Below are 23,981 nucleotides of genomic sequence, written 5' to 3'. Positions count from 1 at the left end.
TCAAATAATGGAAGGGGCTGGGGCATCGTGGTCATAACACCCGCCTCGGCATTTTTCGGCATGCTGGCCGCGGCCGCGGTGGTCGGCAGCGCCGTGCTGTTCGGCAAGTGGCAGACGTTGCGCCGCGCCGAATACATCCGCACCTTCAAATGGCCGGCGGGCCTGTTGGCCCGGCTGGAGAAGCATCACCCCGGCTTCTCCCGCAAGGACAGCGCGCTGGTGTCGCGCGGCCTGCGCCAGTTCTTCCTCGCGCATCTGATGAGCGGCAAGCGCTATGTCTCGATGCCGTCGCAGGCGGCCGACGAGCTCTGGCACGAATTCATTCTCTACACCCGCGAATACGACGCGTTCTGCCGCCGCGCCTTCGGCACCTTCCTGCATCACACGCCGGCCGTTGTGCTGGTGAAGGAGCGGCGTAGGAGCAATGAGGGGCTGCGGCGGGTCTGGTGGTATTGCTGCAAATACGAGAACATCGATCCGGTCCGGCCGACGCGACTGCCGCTGCTGTTCGCGCTCGATGCCAAGCTGAACATTCCGGGCGGCTTCGTCTATCACACCGATTGCGAGGCGCTGCGCCGCAGCGGCATCGGCGCCGACACACCCTACTGCGGCGGCGATTTCTCGGACTCATCGATCGATGGATCGTCTGCTGGCTTTGGCGATGCCGGCAGCGACGGCAGTGGCGGCGGCGAAGGCGGTGGCCACGGCGGTGATGGAGGCGGCGACGGTGGTGGCGGCGGCGGCGATAGCGGAGGCGGCTGCGGCGGTGGTTGCGGCGGCGGTGGCGGGGATTAGGACAAGCGTATCTGCTTGATCTCGCGAATGCCGTCGTGATTGCCGAGTCCGCGTACGGTCTGCTCGCAGCGCCAGCCATTGCCGTCGCGCTCGATCGCGAACAAATTGTAGGCCGCCGCCGGATAGTGCTTGCGCGCCAGCGCCGATGCCGACGGCACGCCGATCGCCGGGATCTTCCGCTCCGGGCCGTCGAACCACATCGTCGAATGGACGTGGTCGTGGCCGTGCAGCACCAGCTCGACGCCGTGCCGCTTGAGCAGCGCCAAGAGCTGATGCGAATCGGTCAGCCGCTTGGCGCGGCCGTCGGAGTGCAGCGGGTGATGTACCAGCAGGACGCGGAAGGCATCCTCTCGCGACAGCTGCGCGAGGATCGCATCGAGCGCTGTGAGCTGGGCATGGCCGAGCCAGCCGGTCGCCATCAGCGGCGGTGTCGGCACCGCCGAGGAGACGCCGATCAGCGCCACCGGGCCGCGGCGTCGCACGAACGGAAAATGCGTCGTGGCGCCATCGGCATCGCCGCGCAGATAGTCGCCGAAGTGACTGATAAAGCGATGCCGCGTCGCGCGCACATAGGCGTCGTGATTGCCGGGGACCACGGTGACATCCGCGGCGCCACCGACGCCCTCCAGCCATTGCCGCGCCGGATTGAACTCGGCATCGAGCGCCAGGTTGACGAGGTCGCCGGTCACGGCGACATGGTCCGGCTGCTGCGCCTGCATGTCCGACACCAGTGCGTCGAGCACGTCGCGGCGGTGGTATTTGTGACGATTGCGCGTCCAGTTCAAATAGCCGAAGGCGCGCTTGCCGGCGAGATCGCGCAGCCGCGCTGCCGGCAGCGGCGGCAGATGCGGGTCCGACAGATGCGCGAGACGGAACGCCGCCATCAGGCAATTTCCTTCGGATTGTCCTCGAAAAGTGGCCGGCAGCCGGTCATGTCGTGCTATCCCGAACGTCGTACCCTGTATTGGCAAGAGCTGCGCGGCCGCGCAAGGATCAAGTCAAGGATCAATGCAAGGATCAAAGCACGGATCAAACGCCATGATGTCGAGGGTTCAGTGACGATCCTGCTGGATTTACGCAAGCGCTACGAGCCGCAGATCAGGTGGGTGTTTCATTTCTACTGGCGGTTGGTCCGCAGCATGACGCTCGGCGTCCGTGCCGTGGTGCTTGATGCCGACAACAAGGTATTCCTGGTCAAGCACAGCTACGTCCACGGCTGGTATCTGCCCGGCGGCGGGGTCGAGGTCGGCGAGAGCTTTATCGAATCGCTGCGGCGTGAGCTGGAGGAGGAGGGGCGGATCGAGCTCACTGGCGAGCCGGTGCTGCACGGCATCTTCCACAACAGCCACGTCTCGCCGCGCGATCACGTCGCGGTCTATGTGGTCAGGAACTACCGCCAGGACCGGCTGCCGGAGCCGAATCGCGAGATCGTGGCCTGCGGCTTCTTCGATCCGGCCGATCTGCCTGAGGAGACCACCCCCGGGACGCGGCTGCGGATCGCGGAGGTGCTTGAGGGCAGGCCGCCGCCGGCGACATGGCGGTGATGTCGCCGACGGCGACGTGGCGGTGATGGACCGCGCTCGCGCCAGATGCTATCCCGCGCCCCACAATGACCGAACTGTCCCTGACCATCCTGCCCGAGACCCCGAAAGACGCCCAGGCGATCGAGCGCCTGCATGAGCGCACCTTCGGGCCCGGCCGCTTCGTGCTCAGCGCCTACCGGCTGCGCGAGCATGTCGATCATCTGCTCGATGTCTCGTTCACGGCGCGGATCGGCACGCTGCTGGTCGGCTCGGTGCGTCAGCTGCCGGTCACGATCGGCGATACGCCGGCGCTGATGCTCGGGCCGTTGACGGTGGAGCCGCCGTTCCGCAGCCGCGGCGTCGGCCGTGCGCTGCTCGAGCGTGCGATCAATGATGCCCGTGCCAAGGGCCACCGGCTGATCGTGCTGGTCGGCGACGAGCCGTATTACGCGCGGGTCGGCTTCAAGCCGGTGCCGAAGGGGCGGATGACGATGCCGGGCCCGGTCGACTACAGTCGTCTGCTTGTCATGGAACTGGTCGACGGCGCGTTCGAGGGCGTGTCGGGCCCGATCCAGCCGGACTGGAGCAAGGCGATCTGATGTTCCCGCTGATGTCGCGGGAACGGTTGCACGCTCTCGGAAACTGAAGCACAGTTGAGGCAAGCGCCGGGACAAGACCGGCGCATGTCATATCAACAGGGAGAGTGCGCGCCATGATCAAGGTCAGTGTGATGTATCCGAACAATCCAGGCGCACGCTTTGATCACGACTATTATCGCGACAAGCACATGCCCCTGGTGAAGGCGCGGCTCGGCGACGCCTGCAAATACTACACCGTCGACAAGGGTCTCGCCGGTGGCGCGCCGGGGCAACCCGCAACCTATGTCGGGATGTGCCACATCTTCTGCGACTCGGTTGAGGCCTTCGGGGCCGCCATGGGCAAGCACGCCCAGGAGATCATGGGCGACATTCCGAATTACACTGATCTGCAGCCGGTGATCCAGATCAGCGAAGTCGTCGTCGGGCACTGAGGCCTGTATCGCCGAGGGCCTGTAGCCCGGATGAAGCCAACGGGTCGCGCGAATGCGCGCTCGATGACAGGCTCCGCGAAATCCGGGAACAGTCCTACCGCGTGTGCAGCCTTCCCGGATTGCGCTTCGTTCCATCCGGGCTACACGACCGTGATCCCTCTGCCGCTGACGGCAGAGGGATTCGCTTGTCTCAGAACTTCAAGTTCGCAAAAGCCCGCACGCCGAGGCCCGGCATCAGCACCTCGTCCTTGGTGTAGGACACCGAGTTGCGGATGTTCTGGTTGAGCAGGTTGTTGCCGACCAGCCCGAGCGTCATCTCGCGCGCGCCGATCCAAGACGAAGTCAGCTTGGTGTCGTAGGTCACCTCCGCGTTCAAGAGGTTGTAGCCTGCGGTCGGGGTCTCGCCGATGACAGCGATGTCGTTCTGCGCGAAGGCGTGCACCAGGTTGACGCGGGTGAACCAGTTGCTGTCGCGCCAGTAGACGCCGCCGCCGAGCCGTACCGGTGGAATCCGCGGCACGTTGCTGCCGTCGGTGAAGGTGGCGCGCACCACGTCGAACTGGTTCTCGATGCCCCAGATGCCGCCGTTGAGTGGGCCGATGTCGAGCTGGCTCTGGAATTCGGCGCCGCGGAAGGTCGCGTCACGCTGCGAATAGACCGCCTGGCGCGCCTCGTTGTCGGGATCGCCATTGCCGCAGGAATCGAAATCCCCGCCGCACATCACGCCGGTCAGGCGGCGATAGATGAAATTGCTGAAGCGGGTGTAGTAGGCGGTGGCCTCGAAACGAAATGGTCCGGTCGCCTTGCGCAGGCCGATCTCGACCGATTTCGCGGTCTCGATGGTCAGGTTCGGATTGCCGATGTCGAAGGTCGCGGTCGCATCATGCGCGCCGCGCGAGAACAACTCGGCGGGCTTCGGCGCACGCTCGACATATTGCGCGGTGATGCTGCCGACGAGATCGCCGGGCAGGTTCTGGATCAACCCGACGCTGCCGCTGACCGGCGTGTAGGACGGATTGCGTGACACCGAACTCTGCGGCGCGCCGTCGGGCAGGAAGTCCGCGGGGAAATCCGGCGTCGATCCGTGCAGCTCGACATGCTCGATGCGGCCCGCGATCTGCGCTTTTGTCGTATCCGTGAACTTGAACTCGTTGAACACGTAACCGGCAACGCGGTTGTTGTTGTTCGGGCTCCAGAGGCCGTTGAACAGCGCGCCCGGATCGTCCGGGCTCGGCGCGGTCAGCTCCTGATGTCCGGCCTGCAAACCGACCGCTGTCGTCACCGTGGCGAAGCGTGCGTTGAACGGCATCATCTGCACCTCGACGCGGGCTTCCTGCTCCTTGTTGGTGAAGGTCTGGCGCACGCCGTCGCTGGTCAGGTCGGCCGGATCGGCAAGCCCGAGCTCGTTGTGACGATAGTCGGTGGCGCCGACCCAGAACCGCACGGCGTCGATCGCAGCCGCATCGGGCCGGTACTCGCCCTTGACGGCGATCTTGGTCTGGTGCGCGTCGATCCTTGTCTGGTGATCGGCGCCGTCGATGCCGGGGATGTGGTAGAGCGAGTCGTTCTGGGTGATCGCCGCGCCGATATAGCCGCCCTGGAAGAAATAGGACGCGCCGACCGAGGCGCCGTCCGACTGCGTCGCCGAATTCGGCTGGCGACCGCCCACCGGCCGGGTCTGGTCGAACAGATACGGATAGCTCGGAATGCTGTAGTCGCTGGTGGTGCGGCCATAGACGTCGGCATGCACCGCGACATTGTTGCCGCCGGCATCCAGCAGCATGCCGCCTTCCACGCCGCGATTGACCGAGCTGAACGACGTGCGGGTCTCGACATTGAGGCAGCCGGGGCCCCCGGCATCGGCCAGCGGCGCCTTCACCGGCAGTCCATAAGTCTGGAACGGCGTCGCCGCGCAGGTCGGCATCGCGTCGGGAATCCGGTTGTTGGTGGCGCTGACCACGCCGCCGATCGAGGTCGAGCCGTAGCGCAGCGCAGCAGGTCCCCGCACCACCTCGATCTGGTTGGTCGAGAGCGGATCGATCGGGACGAAATGATCTTCGCCGAGATCCGAAACGCCGCCGCCGCCGAGACCATTCTCGACGATGCCGACACGGTTGACGTCGAGGCCGCGGATGATCGGCCGGCTCGATGCGCCGGGCGCAAAGCTCGAACCGGTGATGCCGGGCTTCGAGAACAGGAGATCGCCGAGCGTGGCGCCGCCGGAGCGCCGCAGCTCCTCGTTCGGGACCACGGTGACGGTCGCGAACTGGTCGGTGACGACGGGCAGCACACCCTGCTGCGGCGCCGGTGCCGTTGCGACAGGCGCCGGTTGCGCGGCGGCAGCGCGTTCGCGGATGCGGCTCGGCGCGGCGCGGACTGCGCGGGTCGGCGTGCGTGTCGGCACGGTGCGGTGGCGCTGGATCGGGCTCGGCGCCGTCACGGTGATGTCAGGCAGTTGCGCCGCCGGCGGGTCGTCGGCCAGTGCGGCGCCATGCATTGCGCCGAGCAGCAGCCAGCTCGCGCCTCCGATGTGGAGTGCTCGTTTCGTCTGAAGTGTCATTGTCCTGGTCCAGCGCCGTCGAAATGACGGATCGATTCCGATTTGCCCTGTTGGAACCGGCCGTCATCGTGACGCGGCGTCCGCTCAGGGCGTGCAGCAATCAGTCGAGGTCAGGACAGAGGAGGTGCGCGGGAACGGAACGCCGCAGGCGCCGACTTCAGATGGGTGAATTCGGCATTGGTGGTGCGGAACAGGAGTTCGACGGCTTCCGGCAGCAACAGCACCGGCGGCGCCGTGAACAGCATGCTGCTCGCGAGCGACATCACGGCGCAGATCGCGCAATTGTCGGGCGGATGCCGGTCACGGTCCTGTTCGGAGGGCGGCTGCGTGCCGGTCACCTGGACCGCGAGATCAGGCGTTGCCGAGGTCCCGATATAGGCGAGATCGAGCAGCGACAGGCCGCCGCTCCGAACCGCGGGCGCGGCTTGCGCGGCCGGGATCGGATGGAAATGTCCGAACGACAGCACGAACTGGACGGCGAGCGCGAACAGCGCCAGCCGCGAGCCCGTCTTGATGTGTCTCCGGAACCAGTTCATGCCGATTGAGCCCACCCGATCGGGACGGCGCTCGTTCCCTGGCCGCCCGATGTTATATTATAACATCGGAGGGTGGCCGCGATGTCAACGGTGGTTCAGACACACTGTGTCGATCCGTTGCTGGTGTGTGATTGAAGCAACGGGGGCGATTGGACATTGCGCACTATCGGGCTCAGCGTCCCTCGCGCAGCCAGGTCGCTGCGAATGCGCCGAGCAGCAGCAGCAGGCCGACCAGGCCCGCGAACATCGGCAGCACGCCGACGCCCTTGACCACGCTGGCGTCGCGCATCTTGACGCCGAGCCAGCCGTCGCCGCGGAAGATCGTGGAGGCGCGCACCGGCACGACGCGCGGCATATCGAGGTTCGATCCGTCGACAATGCGCCGTGCGTCGCCGCCGGTTGCCTGCGCCAGCGGTTTCAGCGTCTCGGTGGTCGAGGTGACTTCCGAGAATTCCTTGGGGTTGGTCGGACCGACATTGATCAGCGCTTTCAGCGTGCCGTCGGTGGCCTGCCAGAGGCCGAGCTCGCTCGCGGGCAGCGTGGCGCGCCACTCACCGGGATCGCCGGCGGTCAAGGTCAGTTCATGCGTGGCGCCGCTCGGCGACGTCACGGTGACCGGCGCGACGGTGTCGGCCATGGTCTGGCGCACCACCATCAAATCCTTGCCCTGCACCTGCATGCGCAGCGCCTCTTCGTCGAGGTCGGGCTGCTTCATCAGCCAGTGCGACACCCGCCGCAACAGATCGAGATGCGGGCCGCCGCCCTCATAGCCGCGTGCCCACAGCCAAATCTGGTCGGACAGCAAGAGCGCGACGCGGCCTTCGCCGAACCGTGACAGCAGCAACAGCGGCTTGCCGTCGGCGCCGGTCATGACCGGCGGGTTGATCGCGTTGCGGGTGTCGACGGTGCGGAAGAACCGGCTCCAATGCGGCGGCTCGGCATTCGAGCCTTCCAGCCCACGCGTCACCGGATGGCGTTTCCCGGCATCGCTGAGGTGCGCATAGAACGGCTTCTCGGTGACGCCGACCGGCTCGGCCGGCAGCACCGAATCCAGCGGCGTGCGCCAGATGCTGGTGGTCGAGGCGTAGTCCGGGCCTGCGGAAACCAGCACTGCGCCGCCGGAACGGACATAGCGCGCGATGTTGTCGAAATAGGCGATCGGCAGCACGCCCTGGCGGGCATAGCGATCGAAGATGATCAGCTGGAATTCGTTGATCTTCTGCTGGAACAGCTCGCGGGTCGGAAACGCGATCAGCGACAGCTCGTTGATCGGCGTGCCGTCCTGCTTCTCCGGCGGACGCAGGATGGTGAAGTGCACGAGATCGACGCTGGGGTCGGACTTCAACAAATTGCGCCAGGTGCGCTCGCCGGCATGCGGCTCGCCGGACACCAGCAGCACGCGCAGCTTGTCGCGGACGCCGTCGATCGCGACCACGGCGCGGTTGTTGACTGGCGTCAGCTCGTTTTCGAGCGGCGAGGCCTCGATCTCGACGATGTTGGGACCGGCATGCTTGATGTCGATATCGACACTCGAGGTCTGGCCCGAGGTCATCGTGCGCTCGTTGATCACCTCGCCGTCGCGGCGGATCGTGACCTTGGCACGCTCGCCGGTGACGCCCTGGTCGTCGAGCCGGAAAGTGATGGTCTGGGTCTGGCCGACGATGCCGAAGCGCGGCGCCGCCGTGATCGCGATGCGGCGGTCGCGTTCGTCCTTGCGGCCGGTGATCAACGCATGCACCGGCGCCTGGAAGCCGAGCGCCTGAGCGTTGGCCGGAATGTCGTGCACGCGGCCGTCCGTGATCATGAACGCGCCGGCGACACGCTCGACCGGAACATCCGACAGCGCCGAGGTCAGCGCACCGAACAGCTTGGTGCCGTCGGTTTCGCCGTCGGCCTGGCCGGCCTCGACGACGCGGACCTCGAGGCCCTTGATCTGCTTCAGGCTGTCGACCAGCGCCTGCTTGGCTTTCTCGGTCTCCTGGTTGCGCATGCCGAAATTCTGGCTCGGGCTCTTGTCGACCACGACCGCGGCGACCGAGGACAGCGGCTCGCGGTCCTCGCGGGTGAAGGAGGGATTGGCCAGCGCCAGCAGGATCAGCGCGAGCGCGGCGACACGCACCGCGGCGCCTCGGGCGCGCGACACCAGCAGCAGTGCCGCGATGACGACGATCGCGCCGAGCCCGAGCCACAGCACGATCGAAGGAACCAGCGGTGTGAACGCGATACCGTAGTTCATGGTGTTACTCCGTCATTCCGGGGCGATGCGAAAGCATCGAACCCGGAATCTCGAGATTCCGGGTCTGGTCCTTCGGACCATCCCGGAATGACGGCGTTGGCAGCTGGGTCACTCGCATCTCTATTGTCCCAGCCGCTCGATCAGGGCAGGCGCGTGCACCTGGTCGGCCTTGTAGTTGCCGGTCAGCGTGTACATCACGATGTTGACACCGGCGCGGAAGGCGAATTCGCGCTGGCGCGGCTCGCCCGGCGTCAGCGGCAGCATCGGCTGCCCGTCGGGCCGGATCGCCCAGGCGCCGGCAAGGTCGTTCGACGTGATGATGATCGGCGAGACGCCGTCGCCGCCGCGCGCGGGGCGCTGCGCGGCTTCGTCATCGTCCTCGCGCGGCAGCGCCTCGACCCAGGTCTGGCCCGAGTTGAAGCGGCCGGGGAAGTCGCGCAGCAGATAGAACGTCTTGGTGAGCACGTGCTCGCGCGGCACCGGCTCGAGCTCGGGCACGTCGAGGGTCGAGAGCAACTCGCGCAGCGTCTGCATCCCCGGGGTCTGCGACGAACCGTTGTCGCCCGGCGGCGCCTCGACGGCGTCGCGGGTGTCGAAGATGACCGTGCCGCCCTGCTTCATGTAGGCGTCGATCTTGTTGATGGCGTCCTGCGGCGGCTTCGGCGCGCCGGGCACGATCGGCCAGTAGATCAACGGGAAGAACGCCAGCTCGTCGCGCGCCGGATCGATGCCGACCGGGTCGCCGGCTTCCAGCGCGGTGCGCTGTCCGAGGAACAGCGTCAGACCGGACATCCCGGCCTTGACGATGGAATCGACGTCGGCATTGCCGGTCACCACATAGGCCAGCCGGGTCTGCGTCACCGCCTTGATCGCGAACTCGTCGCTGGTCTCGGCCCGCGTCGGGGACGGTGCGATCGCCACCAGCGTGAACGCCGAGGCGAACATCAGGGCGAGCACCGCCGGTGCGGCGCGACGCCGGATCAGCGCGGCGAGGCCGCCGCCGAGCATCGCCACCACGATCGCATCGAGCAGGAACAGCGCGAGCGCGGTCGACAGCATGATGCCGCGCAGGTCGCGCGGCTCGGCGTTGGTGTAGGTCGCATGCTTGGCGCGCAGGCCGGAGGTGTCGAGCGGCGCGATGCGGTCGGCCGAGGCCAACGTATTGACCGCGATCGGGCTCTCGGCGCTGCCGTAGAAGCCGGGCGGATGATCGGCGGTGCCGCGGTCGCGATAATCCGCCGGCATCGGCTTGGCGGTCGAGGGCGGCGGGCCGAAAACGCCGAAGCCGTCGAGCGTGCGCAGCGGCGCAACCATCTCGGCGGTGGGATCGCTGGCGACGCCCGGGCCCGGCTTCGAGGTGTAGCCGGACATGTCGATCAGCCGGCGCAGCATCTCGACGAAGGTGCCGGACATCGGCAGATCCGACCAGCGCATGTCGGCGCCGACGTGGAACAGGCTGACCACGCCCTTGCCGCGATGCTCGCCGGTGACGAGAGGTGTGCCGTCTTCGAGGGAGGCCCAGCTCTTGGTCGCAAGCACGGCGTCGGGCTCGGCCAGCACCTGGCGGCTCACGGTGATGTCCTTCGGCACGGTGAGGCCCGCGAACGGGCCGTCGGCGGCGAATGAGGCCATGTGTTGCGGCTTCTCCCAGGTCAGGCTGCCGCCGAGCGTGCGGCCGCCGCGGCGCAGCTTGACCGGAACGAGGTCGTCGTCGGCCTGGGCGAGGCGCGGACCTGCGAACCGCACCAGCACGCCGCCTTGCTCGATCCAGGCATTGAGCCGGTCGCGGATCTCCGGCGACAGCGTGCCGACATCGGCCATCACGATCATCGGCAGCCGCTGATCGAGGAACTGCCCGATCACCTGCTGCGGCGCGCCGCGATCGCCGAGCCGGATGTCGGCGAACGGCGACAGCGCGCGGGAGAGATAGAACGTCGAGGCCAGCAGCGGCTGCGCGGTGTCGTTGCTCGCGCCCGAGACCACGCCGATGGCGCGGCGGCGCCAGCGCCGGTCGAGCAGCTGCACGGCGCCGGCGGAGTGCTCGCCGGAGATTTCGAGCCGCGAGATATCGTTGCGCAGTTCGACCGGAAGATCGAACGCGGCTTCGGTCTCGCGATCCTGCGGGCCGAAACTGTAGCGGGCCTCGCCAATCGGCGAGCCCTTGGCGTCGACCGCGCGCACCGTCCCGGCCGCGATGCCGTTCTCGGTGCGCAGCACCTTCACCGTCATCTTGGCGGCGGCGTTCTCGGCGGCGACCAGCCCCTGCGCGGATTGCGCGCCGCCGGCATAGATCGTCAGATTGCGGCTCTCGATCACCTTGCCGAGACCTTCGGTGAACTCGCTGCCGCGGCCGGTGTCGACGCCGTCGGACAGCCAGACGATGTCGCAGTCGCCGGTCGATTTGAGGAAACGCCCGAGCGTGGCGAGGGTTTCAACGCGATCGACCGAGTAGGGTTTCGGCGCGAGCTGGCGCAGCGCGACGCGCGCGGCGCCGGCCGGCATCAGCGTGATGTCGCGCGCAGGCTCCGACAGCGGCACCAGCGCGACGCCGCGGCGGTCGCTGTCGGCATTGGTGATCAGTTCGTCCGCTGCCTTGATCCGCGCATCCCAGCTCGAAGCGGCGCTCCAGCCGTCGTCGAGCAGGATCACCAGCGGCTGCTTGCCGGCGGCAACGCCGGTCTGCGGATTCCAGATCGGCCCGGCGGCAGCGAAGATGACGAGCGCGGCGGCGGCGAGCCGCAACAGGGTGAGCCACCACGGCGTGCGCGACGGCGTCTCTTCCCTCGGCGCGATGTCGAACAGCAGCCGCGTCGGCGGGAATTCGACCCGCCGCGGCCGCGGCGGCATCACGCGGAGCAGCCACCACAGCACCGGCAGGCTGACCAGCCCCAGCAGCAGCAGCGGTTCGGCGAATGAGAGGGGGAGGCCTGCGATCATGCGCTGCGCCCCGCCTTGACGGTTGAGCGGCCGCCGCCCTTGCTCACCATCATGCCGGCATGCAGGAACAGCAGCAGCTCGGCCGCGGAGCGGCTTGTGGTGTGGGTCGAGAACAGCCAGTCGAGCCGGTTGGTCTCGGCGCGAATCTGGTCGCGATGCAGCGCGACGCGGGCGAAATAGTCGCTCGCCCAGCTCTCGGCGCGGCCCGCAGTGATGGCGCTGCCGACCTCCGGCTCGACGAACTCGACGCGGCCCGAATAAGGGAAGCTCTCTTCGGCCGGATCGACGACCTGGATCATGGTGCCGTGCGCGCCCGAGGAGGAAAGCCCGGCCAGCATCGTCGTGATCTCCGCGATCGGCGACCAGAAATCCGACAGCACGACGACTTCGGCCAGCGACGATGGCACGAAGGACGGCGGCAGGCTCGCGCGCGTCTTGTCGTCGTGCAACATCGCTTCCGCCATCTTGTCGATCACGTTGAGGCTCGCGGTCGGGTTCAGCAGGCCGGGAATGCCGACGCGTTCGCCGCCGGCAACCAGCAGCTCGGCAAGCGCGAACGCCACGATCAGCCCACGCTCGAGCTTGCTGTCGCGCGCCTCGCGCGAGGCAAAGGCCATCGACGGCGAGCGGTCGGGCCAGATCCACACGGTGTGCGCGGCCTCCCATTCCTGTTCGCGGACGTAGAGATGGTCGTCGCGCGCCGAGCGGCGCCAGTCGACGCGCTGCGCCGGTTCGCCGGAGACGAAGCGGCGATATTGCCAGAAGTTCTCGCCCGCGCCGGCGCGGCGGCGGCCGTGCAGGCCATGGATGACGTTGGCGGCGACACGGCGAGCCTCAAGCACCAGGCGCGGCAACGATGCGGCGAGCGTTCGGCTTTCGCCATCGGCACGTCGAACCGCCAAGATCTCCTCGTTCTGGTGCCTGTTCTCTGCCGCCATCAACCGATCCGCGTCTTCAATTGCTTGATCACGTCCGGAATGGTGCGGCCCTCGGCGCGCGCCGAGAAGGTTAGCGCCATGCGGTGCTTGAGCACGGGCTCGGCGAGATCGAGCACGTCGTCGATCGATGGCGCGAGGCGGCCGTCGAGCAACGCGCGGGCGCGCACCGCCAGCATCAAGGCCTGGCTGGCGCGGGGACCGGGTCCCCAGGCGATCAGCTTGCCGGCTTCGCCGCCCTCGGTGCCGGGGCGCGCGGCGCGCACCAGCGTCAGGATCGCTTCGACCACGGAATCGCCGACCGGCAGGCGCCGCACCAGGCGTTGCGCCGACAGCAGCGTCTCGGCGTCCATCGACGGCTTGGCATGCGCCTCTTCGGCGCCGGTGGTTTCGAACAGGATGCGCCGCTCGGCGTCGCGATCGGGATAGTCGACGTCGATTTCCATCAGGAAGCGGTCGAGCTGCGCCTCGGGCAGCGGATAGGTGCCTTCCTGCTCGAGGGGATTCTGGGTCGCGAGCACGTGGAACGGCTTCGGCAGATCGTGCCGTGCGCCGGCAATGGTGATGTGCTGCTCCTGCATGGCTTGCAGCAGCGCCGACTGGGTGCGCGGGCTGGCGCGGTTGATCTCGTCGGCCATCAGCAACTGCGCGAACACCGGACCTGCGATGAAGCGGAACGAACGCTTGCCCGCCGAACTCTCGTCGAGCACTTCAGCGCCGAGGATGTCCGAGGGCATCAAATCGGGCGTGAACTGGATGCGCTTGGCATCGAGCCCGAGCGTGACGCCGAGCGTCTCGACCAGCTTGGTCTTGGCGAGACCGGGGACGCCGATCAAGAGCGCATGGCCGCCGGACAGGATCGTCACAAGGGTGTTTTCGATCACCTGGTCCTGACCGAAAATGACCGTGGACACCGCTTCCTTGGCGGCCTTGATCTGGCCCGCGACCTGCTCGGCCGAACGGACGATCACATCCTCCAGTTTCTCGACGCTGTCTGCACCGGCCATTCGATCCGCTCCTTCTCGACGATTGCGCGCGATTCCTGCGTCGTCATCTCATGACCCTCATGCTAAACCTGCGCGAAGGCCATGTATTCGTTGAATTAAACTATCCCCACCTTATCGGTATTTCAGGGTATGAACGGCATCACGATGTGGCGAGAATGACATCCCGACCACATCTCAGGATATGTGCACCAAACGTGCCAGATTGAAGGTCGGAAACTTCAGGGCAAACAATGGCGAAGCAAGGGCAGAGCGATTCCGGCAGTGAAATTACGGGGCTCGGAAGCAGAGGCCTCGACGGGCTCACCGCCGCTGCCAATCAAGCTGCGGCATCGGGGCCTGCCGGACGCAAGGGCCTGCCGCCGGTCCATTTGTGGAATCCGCCGTTCTGTGGCGATCTCGACATGCGAATCGCGCCCGACGGCACCTGGTTCTACATGGGAACGCCGATCGGCCGCCCCGCGCTGGTGCGGCTATTTTCCACAATCCTGAAGCGCGAGGACGGCAAGCACTTTCTCGTGACACCGGTGGAGAAAGTCGGCATCCGCGTCGACGATGCGCCGTTCCTTGCCGTGGAAATGCAGACCGAGCAGGACGCGCGCGGCCGGTTGCTCAGGTTCCGCACCAATGTCGACGACTGGGTCGATTGCGAGAAGGGCCACGGCCTCAGATTCGAAGCCGCCGAGGATGGCGGCTTGACGCCCTATCTGCATGTCCGCGCCGACCTGTGGGCGAAGGTGACCCGCGCGCTCTACTACGATCTGGTTGACATGGGCGAGGAGCGGATGGTCGATGGTCAGGAGATGTTCGGCATCGAGTCCGGCGGCGAGTTTTTCTCGATGGCCGATGCCAGTCAGGTGAGGGGCGCACTTTGAACGAGCCGTTGCTGAAGGTGAAGCCGGCGACGATCAGCTCGACGGAATTCTTCGCGCGAGCCCGCACGCGGCTCAATTTCGAAGTGCCGCCGGGGCTGGTCGATCCGCATATCATTCCGCGCACCGGAGATTCCGGCAACGACCGCATGCTGGAGATCGTCGCCCAGGAGCAGCCGGTGCGGCCGGCCGCGGTGCTGATCCCGGTGGTCGATCATCCCGAGCCGACCGTGCTGTTGACGCAGCGCTCGCCGCACCTGTCGAGCCATGCCGGCCAGATCTCGTTTCCCGGCGGCAAGATCGACGCCACCGATGCCTCGCCGCTCGATGCCGCGCTGCGCGAGGCCTGCGAAGAAGTCGGGCTGAAGCGGGAATTCATCGACCCGGTCGGCTATCTCGACCTCTATGGCACCGCGTTCGGCTTCCGCATCCTGCCGACGGTTGCCAAGGTGCAGCCCGGCTTCACGCTCAGGATCAACGAGGCGGAGGTCGTCGATGCCTTCGAAGTACCGCTCGCCTTCCTGATGAATCCCGAAAATCATCAGATCCACACCAAGGAATTCCGCGGCATGGACCGGTCCTATTATGCGATGCCGTTCGCCGAGCGCTACATCTGGGGCGCGACCGCGGGCATCCTGCGTGTGCTGTATGAGCGGATCTATCTGTCATGATCCGCACGGTGTTGACCGAGATCGGAATCTTTCTGATCCCTTTCGCGGTCTATGCCATCTTCCTGGTCGCGACGCGGTCCGGCGTGACGCTGCCGGCGTCCTGGCCGCTCCACATGATCGCGAAGCTGACGCTGGCGGCGCTGGTGATGGTGATCGTGAGCTTCGTGCTGCTGGCCGAACTGACCGGCGCGCCGCCGAACTCGACCTACGTTCCCGCCCATCTCGAGAATGGCAGGCTGGTGCCCGGAGTTGAGCGATGAGCGAGGTGCGCCTGCTGTCCGACGCGCCATGGCTCGCTTCGGGGCCGGCGGCACGCGTGCTCGGCCTGCTCAATGCCGACGGCGAGGAGGCGCGGGTGATCGGCGGCGCCGTGCGCAATGCGCTGATGCGGATTCCGCTCGCCGATATCGACATCGCCACTACGGCGCTGCCGGAGGAGGTGGTCCGCCGCGCCAAGCGGGCGAGCATCAAGAGCGTGCCGACCGGCATCGAGCACGGCACGGTGACGCTGGTCGTCGACGGCCAGCCTTTCGAGGTGACGACGCTGCGCGAGGACACCGAGACCTATGGCCGCAAGGCCAAGGTGGCATTCGGGCGTGATTGGGTGCGCGACGCCGAGCGACGTGACTTCACCATCAACGGTCTGTCGGTCGACGCCTCGGGTGTCGTGCACGATCATGTCGGCGGCCTCGCCGACATCGAGGCGAAGCGCGTGCGCTTCATCGGCGATCCCGCGCAGCGGATTGCCGAGGATTATTTGCGCATCCTGCGCTTCTTCCGCTTCCATGCTGCCTATGCCGCCGGCGAGGTCGATCGCCCCGGCTATCTCGCCTGCATCAGCGGGCGCGCCGGCTTGACCGGTCTGTCGGCCGAGCGCATCCGCATGGAGATGCTCAAGCTCGTGGTTGGGCCCGGCGCCGCCGGCGCGGTGGTCGCGATGGACGATGGCGGCTTGTTGCTGCCGCTGTTCGGCGGCGTCGCCTATACCGGTCCGTTCGCGGCGATGATCGAGATCGAGCAGCTGATGGCGCTTGCGCCGAGCGCGATGCGCCGGCTTGCCGCGCTGACGGTCGCGGTGACCGAGGACGCACGGCGCATCGCAAGCCGGCTGCGGCTCTCCAACGCCGAAGCCAAGGCGCTCGATTCGATGGGCCACCGCTGGTGGCGCCTGCCCGGCATGGACGAGGCCCATGCCAGGCGCAGGCTCTACCGGCTCGACGAGGGGCCCTATCGCGACCGGCTGCTGCTGGCCTGGGCCCGCACCGGCACGGGCCGCGACGTCGAGCAGTGGCGCGCGCTCGCCACGCTGCCGCAACGCTGGCGCGCGCCTCACTTTCCCTTGAGAGCGTCGGATTTCATCGCGCGCGGGATTGCCGAGGGACCGGCATTGGGGCATGTCCTGACCTTGGCCGAGGATGCTTGGCTCGCCGCGGATTTTCCGCTCGATCCGCAGGTGTTGTCTGGCATCGCCGACCAGACCGTATCCCGTTTCACCCGCGATCATCGGCTTTGAATTTCCTCTCCGGCTTCGCAGACATCTCGCTCCTTCAAATCCTGCTCGTCGCAGCCGTTGCGCTGTTTGCTTCCGTGATCGGCGGTCTTGCCGGCTATGGCACCGGCGCCTTGATGCCGCTGGTGCTGGTGCCGATGGTCGGCGCCGAGCCGGTGGTGCCGATCATCGCGATCTCGTCGATCTTCACCAATTCCAGCCGCTTCGTCGCCTTCGTCAGGTTTGCCGACCGCCGCAAGGCGATCATCGTGATCGCGGCTGCGCTGCTCTCCACGGCGCTCGGCGCCTACGGCTATACGCGGCTGACCAGCGCCCGGCGCCTCCCTCGTGATCGGAAGCATGCTGATCCTGAGCGTGCCGCTGCGGCGGCTGCTGCGCACGCACAGCGTCAGGATCGGCGAGCGGGGACTAGCGGCCGGCGCGGTCGGCTATGGCGTCGTGGTCGGCGGCACCGCGGGCTCGGGCGTGATCCTGCTGTCGCTGTTGATGGCGGCGGGGCTCGAAGGCGCGGCCGTGGTCGCAACCGACGCGGTGATTTCGCTGACCAGTGCCGCGGTCAAGATCTCGGTGTTCGGTTTGACCGGCGTCATCACCGCGCAGGTGCTGGCGCTTGCGCTGCTGATCGGCCTCGTCGCCATTCCCGGCGCGTTCCTCGCCAAGGCCTTTGTCGAGCGGATGCCGGTGCATGTCCACACCGCGATCCTCGATGCCGCCGTCATCACGGGCGGTGCGGTGATGATTGCGAGCGCGTTGCGCGCGCTCTGAGGCGAAGCGGAGACGATGCTGCCGGCGCTTCGCCGGACAGCATCGCCTGAGAAGTCTGACGCAGCCTCGTCAAGCGGCCTTGCGCTTCTTGCGGCCGCCGTGATCGTCGTCGTCCTCTTCGTCGTCGTCGTCCTCTTCCTCGTCATCCTCTTCTTCGTCGTCGTCTTCCTCGTCATCTTCCGGATCGATCTCGGTCGATTCGAGCGCGACGAGCGGCAAGGTCTCGCGAAACAGGTCGCCGTCCGTGCCCATCCACAGGCACTCGACCTTGTCTTCCTCGACTTCGACGACCGTGATCGGATGGCCGCCGGACTTCAGCATGACAACATCGCCTGGTTTCAGTTCCATGATTTTCCCTCCGCGCTGGATGACGCGGGCGGCAGGCTAGCGACCGGTGATGACAGTCAAATCACGGCCGGCGCTTGATGCAATGGATTTGGCGTGAAAACGGCCGTTGCGGCTATTTGCGCGCAGCAGGAACCAGCTCGCTCAATGAGCGGATGATGCGGTCCGGCTTGATGGTCGATCCCGGCGGCAGCCCGGCACCGTGCACATCTATCCAGATCGCGTAGATGCCGAGCCGCTGCGGCGCCACGACTTCCCATTCGAGATTGTCGCCGATCATCCAGGTATCGGATGCGGTGACGCCGAGTGCCTGCATCGCGTGCAGATAGGCGCGCTCCTCCGGCTTCCCGAAGCCGTGCTCGCCCTCGATCTGGATGTGATCGAAGCGATGGCCGAGCGCGAAGCGCTCGACCTTGGCGCGCTGCATGTCGGCGGCGCCGTTGGTCACCAGCGCGAGTTTGATGCCGAGCGCCTTGAACGCATCGATCGCGTCATGCGCGCCGGGGAAGACGAACATCTCCTCCTCGCGATAGGCGGTGAAACGATCGGCGATGCGGTCTGCGAGTTCGTCCGGCAGCGCGCGGTGGCCGGCTGCCGCAAGCTGGGCGAAGCCGCCCCTCACGGTGAGCCGCCGCGCCTCGCCGAGCTTGATCCGCCAGATCGGCTCGGCCGTCGACCAGAACTGCCGTGCAGACGCCAGCAGCGCGCAGTTGCGACCTGGTCCGGTGGCAGCGGCGCGAGCTCGGCCGCGAATTCGGCGGTGATCGTGTTCCAGGCGATCTCGGGGCGTCCATAGGCCGACAGGATGGTGTCATCCATGTCGATCAGCATCGCGCGCGGCAGCTTCATTACGGCCATTTCACCTCCGGCGGCAGCGACGACAGGATCGAATCCACATTGCCGCCGGTCTTCAGGCCGAAGATGGTGCCGCGATCATAGAGCAGGTTGAATTCGACATAGCGCCCGCGGCGGACCAGCTGCTCGTCACGGTCCTCCGCGCTCCAGGCCGCCGCGAAATTGCGCCGCACCAGCTCGGGATAGATTTTCAGGAAGCTGCGCCCGACGTCCTGGGTGAAGGCAAGATCGGCCTCCCAGTCGCCGCTGTCGTGCCAGTCATAGAAGATGCCGCCGATGCCGCGGGCTTCCTTGCGGTGTGGCAGATAGAAGTACTCGTCGCACCACTTCTTGTACTTGTCGTAGTCGGCGACGCCGTTCGGCCCGCTGCACGCCTCCTTCATCGCGGCGTGGAAGGCGAGCGTATCGGGGTCCTCCTGGGTGCGGCGCCGGTTCAGCACCGGCGTCAGATCGGCGCCGCCGCCGAACCATGCCTTGGTGGTGACCACGAAGCGGGTATTCATGTGTACGGCGGGCACGTTCGGATTGCGCAAATGCGCGATCAGCGAAATGCCCGAGGCCCAAAACCTGGGATCGTCGGCGGCGCCCGGAATCTGCGCGCGGAATTCGGGGGCGAATTCGCCATGCACGGTCGAGCAGTGCACGCCGACCTTCTCGAACAGCCGGCCCTTCATGATCGACATCACGCCGCCGCCACCGGGCTTGCCGGTGTGGTCGGTGCGGTCCCAGGGGGTGCGCGCGAACCGGCCGGCATCGCCGGCATAGAGCGTGGAGGGGGCGTCGTCCTCGAGCTTCTCGAAGGCCGCACAGATCTCGTTGCGCAGCGCCTCGAACCAGCCGCGCGCGCGCGCCTTGCGGTCCTCGATGATGGCGGGGTCTGTTGGCAGCATGACTAACCTTGCGGGCCGAAGTAAGTGCAGCTCTCGTTGCAGCTGTCGCGATGAACGCTGACGCGGGTCAGCTTTCCGGCGTGCTGCAAGCGCTCCCAGATGAAACGCGAGAGATTCTCCAGCGTCGGGACACCGATCGCCTCGATCTTGTTGAGGAACTTGTGGTCGAGCGTCTTCTGCACCTCGGCCATGGCGCGATCGAGCAGGCCGAGATCAATCACCATTCCTGTTTTCGGGTCGGGCGTGCCGCGCACCGTGACTTCAGCGCGGAAAGAGTGACCGTGAATCTCCTCGCTGGCGGTGCCAAAGGTCGTTCCGGACAGCGCATGCGCAGCCTCGAACCGAAACGCTTTCGTCAATTCCCACATCTCGTTCAACAATCCAGTTCAGCTAAGGTCGGGTTCATCGAATGCCGAGCGTCTTGTGCGTCTGCACGCTGAGGCGCCATTGCGGGTGCTTCAGGCAGTATGCAATCGCCCGCTCGGTGTTCTCAATCACGTCGGGGCCGTCCATCGGCTGCAGCGAGAAGCGCTCGAAGGAAAGCCCCGCGAAATCCTCCGGTGCGTTCTCCGGCTGCGGATAGACCAGCTTGAGCTCGTGTCCCCTGCGTACCACGAGCTCGGAGGCGGCCTTGGGGCTGACGCAGATCCAGTCGAGCCCACCGGGCGGGGCGATGGTGCCGTTGGTCTCGATCGCGATCGCAAAGCCGTGGCCGTGCAGGGCCTCGATCAGGGCGGTATCGACCTGCAGCAGCGGCTCGCCGCCGGTCAGCACCACGTAGCGGTCGGCCTCGCCGCCGGTCCATTGTGCGGCAATGGTGCCGGCGAGCTCTGCGGCGGTCGCGTAGCGGCCGCCGAGCGTGCCGTCGGTGCCGACGAAATCGGTGTCGCAGAACCGGCAGACTGCGCCGGCGCGGTCCTGTTCGCGGCCGCTCCACAGGTTGCAGCCGGCAAAGCGGCAGAACACGGATGCGCGGCCCGCATGGGCGCCTTCGCCCTGCAGGGTGAGAAAGATCTCCTTGACCGCGTAGCTCACCAAAAATCCCTTAAGTTACCGAACCGGCGCTTCCTGAGCCGGCAAGTCTTGAACCGGTTTGCCGCAGCGCCTCACCGACGGCCATGGCCGCCGTGACCGCCACATTGAGCGAACGCATGGTCGGCCTGATCGGAATCACCAGCCGTGCATCGGCGGCCGCCACCACCGCGTCGGTCACCCCCGCCGTTTCGCGCCCGAACAGCAGGACATCGGAGGGCGCATAGGCGAAATCAAGATAGGATTTCGCTGCCTTGGTCGTGAACAGCACCAGCCGGCATCCGGCCGCGGCCCGCCACTCCTCGAATTTCGACCATGAGTCGTGACGCTTCAACCGCACATGGTCCAGATAGTCCATACCCGCCCGGCGGAAATTCCGGTCGGAGGTGTCGAAACCCGCCGGTTCGATGATATGGGCCGACACGTCCAGACAGGCGCACAGGCGCAGAATCGTCCCGGTATTCTGGGGGATGTCGGGCTGGAACAGCGCGATCTGCATGGTGCGGACGACCTGTGAAATCCGGATGAAATTGTCTCAATAAAACATCGCTCGGCGCGGATTTCGTGCATTGCACGTGTGCGAGCCGATAGCGGGCTTGCGCTCGTCCGGCAAGGGTGCCAATAGAACGATTCTGGACTGCTGTTCCGCCATTTTGGGGTGGGGAATAGCGGTTTTCTGCCGCCGCGGGGGCCGCGGGCGCCGGCAGCCTTTCTTGGGGCGCTTCCCGGCGTCTCTGGGGCGGTTCCACCGGCTGCAGAAAAGAAAGGGCTAGGAATCGTGACGACAGCGTCTTCGGCGGACCATCCGACACGCCGTGATTTTCTCTTTGTTGCAACCGGAGCTGCCGCCGTCGTCGGCGCAGCCGCCACCGTGTGGCCGCTGGTTGCCCAGATGAACCCGGATGCCGCGACGATCGCGGCCGGCGCGCCGATCGAGGTCGATCTGACGCCGATCGCCGAGGGCCAGGACATCAAGGTGTTCTGGCGCGGCAAGCCGATCTACATCAGCCACCGCACCAAGAAGCAGATCGAGGAGGCCCAGAGCGTGGCGCTCTCCAGCCTGCCCGATCCGCAGCCCGACTCGGCCCGCGTCAAGGCCGGCCACGACCAGTGGTTGGTGGTGATCGGCATCTGCACCCATCTCGGCTGTATCCCGATCGCCCATGAGGGCAATTACGACGGCTTCTTCTGCCCCTGCCACGGCTCCCAGTACGACTCCTCCGGTCGTATCCGCCAGGGGCCGGCGCCCGCCAACCTGGCGGTGCCGCCTTACGCCTTCCTTTCCGACACCAAAATCCAGATCGGCTAAGTCCCGGACCCGCCGGGACTTCGGCTTCCCCTTGGACCCATCGCGTCGTTTTTCTTCTTCAGGATCGCATCAATGAGCGGACCATCTGATTTCCAACCGAGCAACCCCGCCTTGAAGTGGATCGAACGGCGCCTTCCGATCTTCGGCCTGATCCACTCCTCCTTCGTGGCCTATCCGACGCCGCGCAACCTGAACTACTGGTGGACCTTCGGCGCCATCCTTTCGATGATGCTGGCGCTGCAGATCCTGACCGGCGTGATCCTGGCGATGCACTACACGCCGCATGCCGATTTCGCCTTCAAATCGGTCGAGCTGATCGTCCGCGACGTCAACTACGGCTGGCTGCTGCGCAACATGCATGCCTGCGGCGCGTCGATGTTCTTCTTCGCCGTCTACATCCACATGTTCCGCGGTCTCTATTACGGGTCGTACAAGGAGCCGCGCGAGGTGCTGTGGATCCTCGGCGTCATCATCTACCTCCTGATGATGGCGACCGGCTTCATGGGCTATGTGCTGCCGTGGGGCCAGATGAGCTTCTGGGGCGCCACCGTCATCACCAATCTGTTCTCGGCCGTGCCGTATTTCGGCGAGAGCATCGTGACCCTGCTGTGGGGCGGCTATTCGGTCGGTAACCCGACGCTGAACCGCTTCTTCTCGCTGCATTACCTGCTGCCGTTCGTGATCGCCGGCGTGGTCGTGCTGCACGTCTGGGCGCTGCACGTCGCGGGTCAGAACAACCCGGCCGGCGTCGAGGCCAAGACCGAGAAGGACACCGTTCCGTTCACGCCCTACGCGACCATCAAGGACGCGTTCGGTGTGTCGTGCTTCCTGATTTTCTTCGCCTGGTTCATCTTCTACATGCCGAACTATCTCGGCGACGCCGACAACTACATCCCGGCGAACCCCGGCGTGACCCCGGCGCACATCGTGCCCGAATGGTACTACCTGCCGTTCTACGCGATCCTGCGTTCGATCCCGAACAAGCTCGCGGGCGTCGTGGCGATGTTCTCGGCGATCATCATCCTGTGCTTCCTGCCCTGGCTCGACAGCGCACGGACCCGGTCGTCGAAATATCGTCCGCTGGCCAAGCAGTTCTTCTGGATCTTCGTGGCGGTCTGCATCCTGCTCGGCTATCTCGGCTCGCAGCCGCCGGAAGGCATCTATGTGATCGCCGGCCGCATCCTGACGGTCTGCTACTTTGCCTACTTCCTGATCGTGCTGCCGCTGCTCGCCCGCATCGAGACGCCGCGTCCGGTGCCGAACTCGATCGCCGAGGACGTGCTGGCCAAGAGCAAGGGCCGCCCGCAGCCGATGGTCTCGACCATGATCGCCATCATGGTTGCAGGCGGGCTCGTCTTCGCCGGCAGCATCCAGAGTGCAAGGGCCGAGGGCGGAGACAAGCCGCCCGCCCAGAAGTGGTCGTTCTCCGGCCCTTTCGGCAAGTATGACCGCGGCTCGTTGCAGCGCGGCCTGAAGGTCTACAAGGAAGTCTGCTCGGCTTGCCACGCGCTGTCCTATGTCGCGTTCCGCAACCTCGCCGATCCCGGCGGCCCCGGCTATTCGCCGGCGCAGGCGGCTGCGTTCGCGTCGGAGTACAAGATCAAGGACGGCCCGAACGACCAGGGCGAGATGTTCGAGCGTCCGGGCCGCACGGCGGATTACTTCCCGCAGCCGTTCCCGAACGAGCAGGCTGCGCGGGCGGCCAATGGCGGCGCGGCGCCGCCCGATCTCTCGCTGATCGCGAAAGCACGTTCCTACGAGCGCGGCTTCCCGCAGTTCGTGATCGACTTCTTCACCCAGTACCAGGAGCAGGGACCCGACTACGTCGATGCCATCCTGCAGGGCTTCGAGGAGAAGGTCCCGGCCGGCGTGACGATTCCGGAAGGCTCGTACTACAACAAGTACTTCCCCGGCCACGCCATCAAGATGCCGAAGCCGCTGTCCGACGGCCAGGTGACCTTCGACGACGGCTCGCCGGCGACGGTCAAGCAATATGCGCATGACGTCACCACCTTCCTGATGTGGGCCGCCGAGCCGCACATGGAGGAGCGCAAGCGGATCGGCATGCAGGTGTTCTTCTTCCTAGTGATCTTCGCGATCCTGATGTACTTCACCAAGCGCAAGGTCTGGGCCGACGCGCACTGATCTGACCTGTTGTCGTGAATTTGAAAAAGCC

Annotated in this window: 22 protein-coding genes and 2 pseudogenes; 11 read left to right on the top strand and 13 right to left on the bottom strand. The window is 66.3% G+C overall.

Translation table 11 applies throughout. The annotated features are described in order from the left end of the window. The first annotated feature begins 27 nt into the window (after window positions 1-27). Window positions 28-795 carry a glycine-rich domain-containing protein gene (locus ACVINW_RS01530; RefSeq protein WP_456749665.1) on the top strand — a complete coding sequence of 256 codons (768 nt, stop codon included), beginning with the start codon at window positions 28-30 and terminating at the stop codon, window positions 793-795. On the opposite strand, the gene ACVINW_RS01525 is transcribed toward ACVINW_RS01530, so the two are convergent. After that, window positions 792-1,679 carry a metallophosphoesterase family protein gene (locus tag ACVINW_RS01525; protein ID WP_456749664.1) on the bottom strand — a complete coding sequence of 296 codons (888 nt, stop codon included), beginning with the start codon at window positions 1,677-1,679 and terminating at the stop codon, window positions 792-794. The two genes, ACVINW_RS01530 and ACVINW_RS01525, sit on opposite strands and share 4 nt — an antisense overlap. A gap of 171 nt (window positions 1,680-1,850) precedes the next feature. On the opposite strand from ACVINW_RS01525, the gene ACVINW_RS01520 reads away from it, so the two are divergent. From ACVINW_RS01520 to ACVINW_RS01510, 3 genes are all read left to right on the top strand, one after another. Continuing rightward, window positions 1,851-2,339: an NUDIX domain-containing protein gene (locus ACVINW_RS01520; RefSeq protein WP_456749663.1), complete on the top strand. Its 489-nt coding sequence runs from the start codon at window positions 1,851-1,853 to the stop codon at window positions 2,337-2,339. 65 nt (window positions 2,340-2,404) lie between these two features. Further along, the gene (locus ACVINW_RS01515) at window positions 2,405-2,917 is read left to right on the top strand and encodes a GNAT family N-acetyltransferase (protein WP_050387376.1); all 513 of its coding nucleotides are present in this window, start codon (window positions 2,405-2,407) and stop codon (window positions 2,915-2,917) included. 113 nt (window positions 2,918-3,030) lie between these two features. Then, complete coding sequence (locus ACVINW_RS01510) at window positions 3,031-3,348, top strand: EthD family reductase (RefSeq protein WP_076867107.1); 318 nt, start codon at window positions 3,031-3,033, stop codon at window positions 3,346-3,348. A 190-nt stretch (window positions 3,349-3,538) separates the two neighbouring features. On the opposite strand, the gene ACVINW_RS01505 is transcribed toward ACVINW_RS01510, so the two are convergent. From ACVINW_RS01505 to ACVINW_RS01480, 6 genes are all read right to left on the bottom strand, one after another. Further along, window positions 3,539-5,908, bottom strand: coding sequence for a TonB-dependent receptor (locus ACVINW_RS01505; RefSeq protein ID WP_456749662.1), 2,370 nt, complete (start codon window positions 5,906-5,908; stop codon window positions 3,539-3,541). A gap of 110 nt (window positions 5,909-6,018) precedes the next feature. Beyond that, the gene (locus tag ACVINW_RS01500; RefSeq protein ID WP_456749661.1) at window positions 6,019-6,444 is read right to left on the bottom strand and encodes a DUF2946 family protein; all 426 of its coding nucleotides are present in this window, start codon (window positions 6,442-6,444) and stop codon (window positions 6,019-6,021) included. Between the two features lie 172 nt (window positions 6,445-6,616). Beyond that, complete coding sequence (locus ACVINW_RS01495) at window positions 6,617-8,680, bottom strand: hypothetical protein (protein WP_456749660.1); 2,064 nt, start codon at window positions 8,678-8,680, stop codon at window positions 6,617-6,619. A 120-nt stretch (window positions 8,681-8,800) separates the two neighbouring features. Then, window positions 8,801-11,614, bottom strand: coding sequence for a DUF4159 domain-containing protein (locus ACVINW_RS01490; RefSeq protein ID WP_456756268.1), 2,814 nt, complete (start codon window positions 11,612-11,614; stop codon window positions 8,801-8,803). Further along, window positions 11,614-12,555 (bottom strand): DUF58 domain-containing protein, encoded by a 942-nt coding sequence (locus ACVINW_RS01485; protein WP_456749659.1) that lies wholly within the window; start codon window positions 12,553-12,555, stop codon window positions 11,614-11,616. Before ACVINW_RS01485 ends, ACVINW_RS01490 begins: the two co-directional genes overlap by 1 nt. Further along, window positions 12,555-13,559, bottom strand: coding sequence for an AAA family ATPase (locus tag ACVINW_RS01480; RefSeq protein ID WP_456749658.1), 1,005 nt, complete (start codon window positions 13,557-13,559; stop codon window positions 12,555-12,557). The genes ACVINW_RS01485 and ACVINW_RS01480 overlap by 1 nt, the downstream gene beginning before the upstream one ends. 230 nt (window positions 13,560-13,789) lie before the next feature. On the opposite strand from ACVINW_RS01480, the gene ACVINW_RS01475 reads away from it, so the two are divergent. From ACVINW_RS01475 to ACVINW_RS01455, 5 genes and pseudogenes are all read left to right on the top strand, one after another. Beyond that, window positions 13,790-14,431 carry a DUF1285 domain-containing protein gene (locus ACVINW_RS01475; RefSeq protein ID WP_456749657.1) on the top strand — a complete coding sequence of 214 codons (642 nt, stop codon included), beginning with the start codon at window positions 13,790-13,792 and terminating at the stop codon, window positions 14,429-14,431. A 32-nt stretch (window positions 14,432-14,463) separates the two neighbouring features. After that, entirely contained in the window at window positions 14,464-15,099 is a 636-nt protein-coding gene (locus ACVINW_RS01470; RefSeq protein WP_456756267.1) for a CoA pyrophosphatase, read from the top strand. Then, the gene (locus tag ACVINW_RS01465; RefSeq protein ID WP_456749656.1) at window positions 15,096-15,359 is read left to right on the top strand and encodes a DUF6111 family protein; all 264 of its coding nucleotides are present in this window, start codon (window positions 15,096-15,098) and stop codon (window positions 15,357-15,359) included. Before ACVINW_RS01470 ends, ACVINW_RS01465 begins: the two co-directional genes overlap by 4 nt. Then, on the top strand, window positions 15,356-16,612 hold the full coding sequence (locus ACVINW_RS01460) for a CCA tRNA nucleotidyltransferase (RefSeq protein ID WP_456749655.1): 1,257 nt from the start codon (window positions 15,356-15,358) through the stop codon (window positions 16,610-16,612). Before ACVINW_RS01465 ends, ACVINW_RS01460 begins: the two co-directional genes overlap by 4 nt. Further along, window positions 16,609-17,374 (top strand): annotated as a pseudogene (locus tag ACVINW_RS01455) (TSUP family transporter). Before ACVINW_RS01460 ends, ACVINW_RS01455 begins: the two are co-directional and overlap by 4 nt. A 69-nt stretch (window positions 17,375-17,443) precedes the next feature. Here the strand turns inward: ACVINW_RS01455 and ACVINW_RS01450 are convergent. The 6 genes and pseudogenes from ACVINW_RS01450 to ACVINW_RS01425 form a co-directional block, all read right to left on the bottom strand. After that, window positions 17,444-17,722 carry a DUF2158 domain-containing protein gene (locus ACVINW_RS01450; protein ID WP_456749654.1) on the bottom strand — a complete coding sequence of 93 codons (279 nt, stop codon included), beginning with the start codon at window positions 17,720-17,722 and terminating at the stop codon, window positions 17,444-17,446. Window positions 17,723-17,834: 112 nt separating this feature from the next. Continuing rightward, window positions 17,835-18,577, bottom strand: a pseudogene (locus ACVINW_RS01445) (HAD family hydrolase). Beyond that, entirely contained in the window at window positions 18,568-19,464 is an 897-nt protein-coding gene (gene hemF / locus ACVINW_RS01440) for an oxygen-dependent coproporphyrinogen oxidase (RefSeq protein WP_456749653.1), read from the bottom strand. Before hemF ends, ACVINW_RS01445 begins: the two are co-directional and overlap by 10 nt. Window positions 19,465-19,466: 2 nt before the next feature. Continuing rightward, the gene (locus ACVINW_RS01435; RefSeq protein ID WP_456749652.1) at window positions 19,467-19,832 is read right to left on the bottom strand and encodes a 6-pyruvoyl trahydropterin synthase family protein; all 366 of its coding nucleotides are present in this window, start codon (window positions 19,830-19,832) and stop codon (window positions 19,467-19,469) included. A gap of 34 nt (window positions 19,833-19,866) precedes the next feature. Continuing rightward, window positions 19,867-20,499 carry a 7-carboxy-7-deazaguanine synthase gene (gene queE / locus ACVINW_RS01430; RefSeq protein ID WP_456749651.1) on the bottom strand — a complete coding sequence of 211 codons (633 nt, stop codon included), beginning with the start codon at window positions 20,497-20,499 and terminating at the stop codon, window positions 19,867-19,869. A 10-nt stretch (window positions 20,500-20,509) separates the two neighbouring features. Continuing rightward, on the bottom strand, window positions 20,510-20,995 hold the full coding sequence (locus tag ACVINW_RS01425; protein ID WP_456749650.1) for a tRNA (cytidine(34)-2'-O)-methyltransferase: 486 nt from the start codon (window positions 20,993-20,995) through the stop codon (window positions 20,510-20,512). 279 nt (window positions 20,996-21,274) lie between these two features. Here ACVINW_RS01425 and petA point away from each other — a divergent pair, with 279 nt between their 5' ends. Both petA and ACVINW_RS01415 read left to right on the top strand, forming a co-directional pair. Continuing rightward, the gene (gene petA / locus ACVINW_RS01420) at window positions 21,275-21,805 is read left to right on the top strand and encodes a ubiquinol-cytochrome c reductase iron-sulfur subunit (protein WP_456749649.1); all 531 of its coding nucleotides are present in this window, start codon (window positions 21,275-21,277) and stop codon (window positions 21,803-21,805) included. Window positions 21,806-21,877: 72 nt separating this feature from the next. Then, on the top strand, window positions 21,878-23,950 hold the full coding sequence (locus ACVINW_RS01415) for a cytochrome c1 (protein WP_456749648.1): 2,073 nt from the start codon (window positions 21,878-21,880) through the stop codon (window positions 23,948-23,950). Window positions 23,951-23,981 lie beyond the last annotated feature (31 nt).

The organism is Bradyrhizobium sp. USDA 4461 (assembly GCF_054055655.1).
The sequence above is the reverse complement of the archived record's forward strand: the minus strand, read 5'-3'. Positions and strand labels throughout refer to the sequence as shown.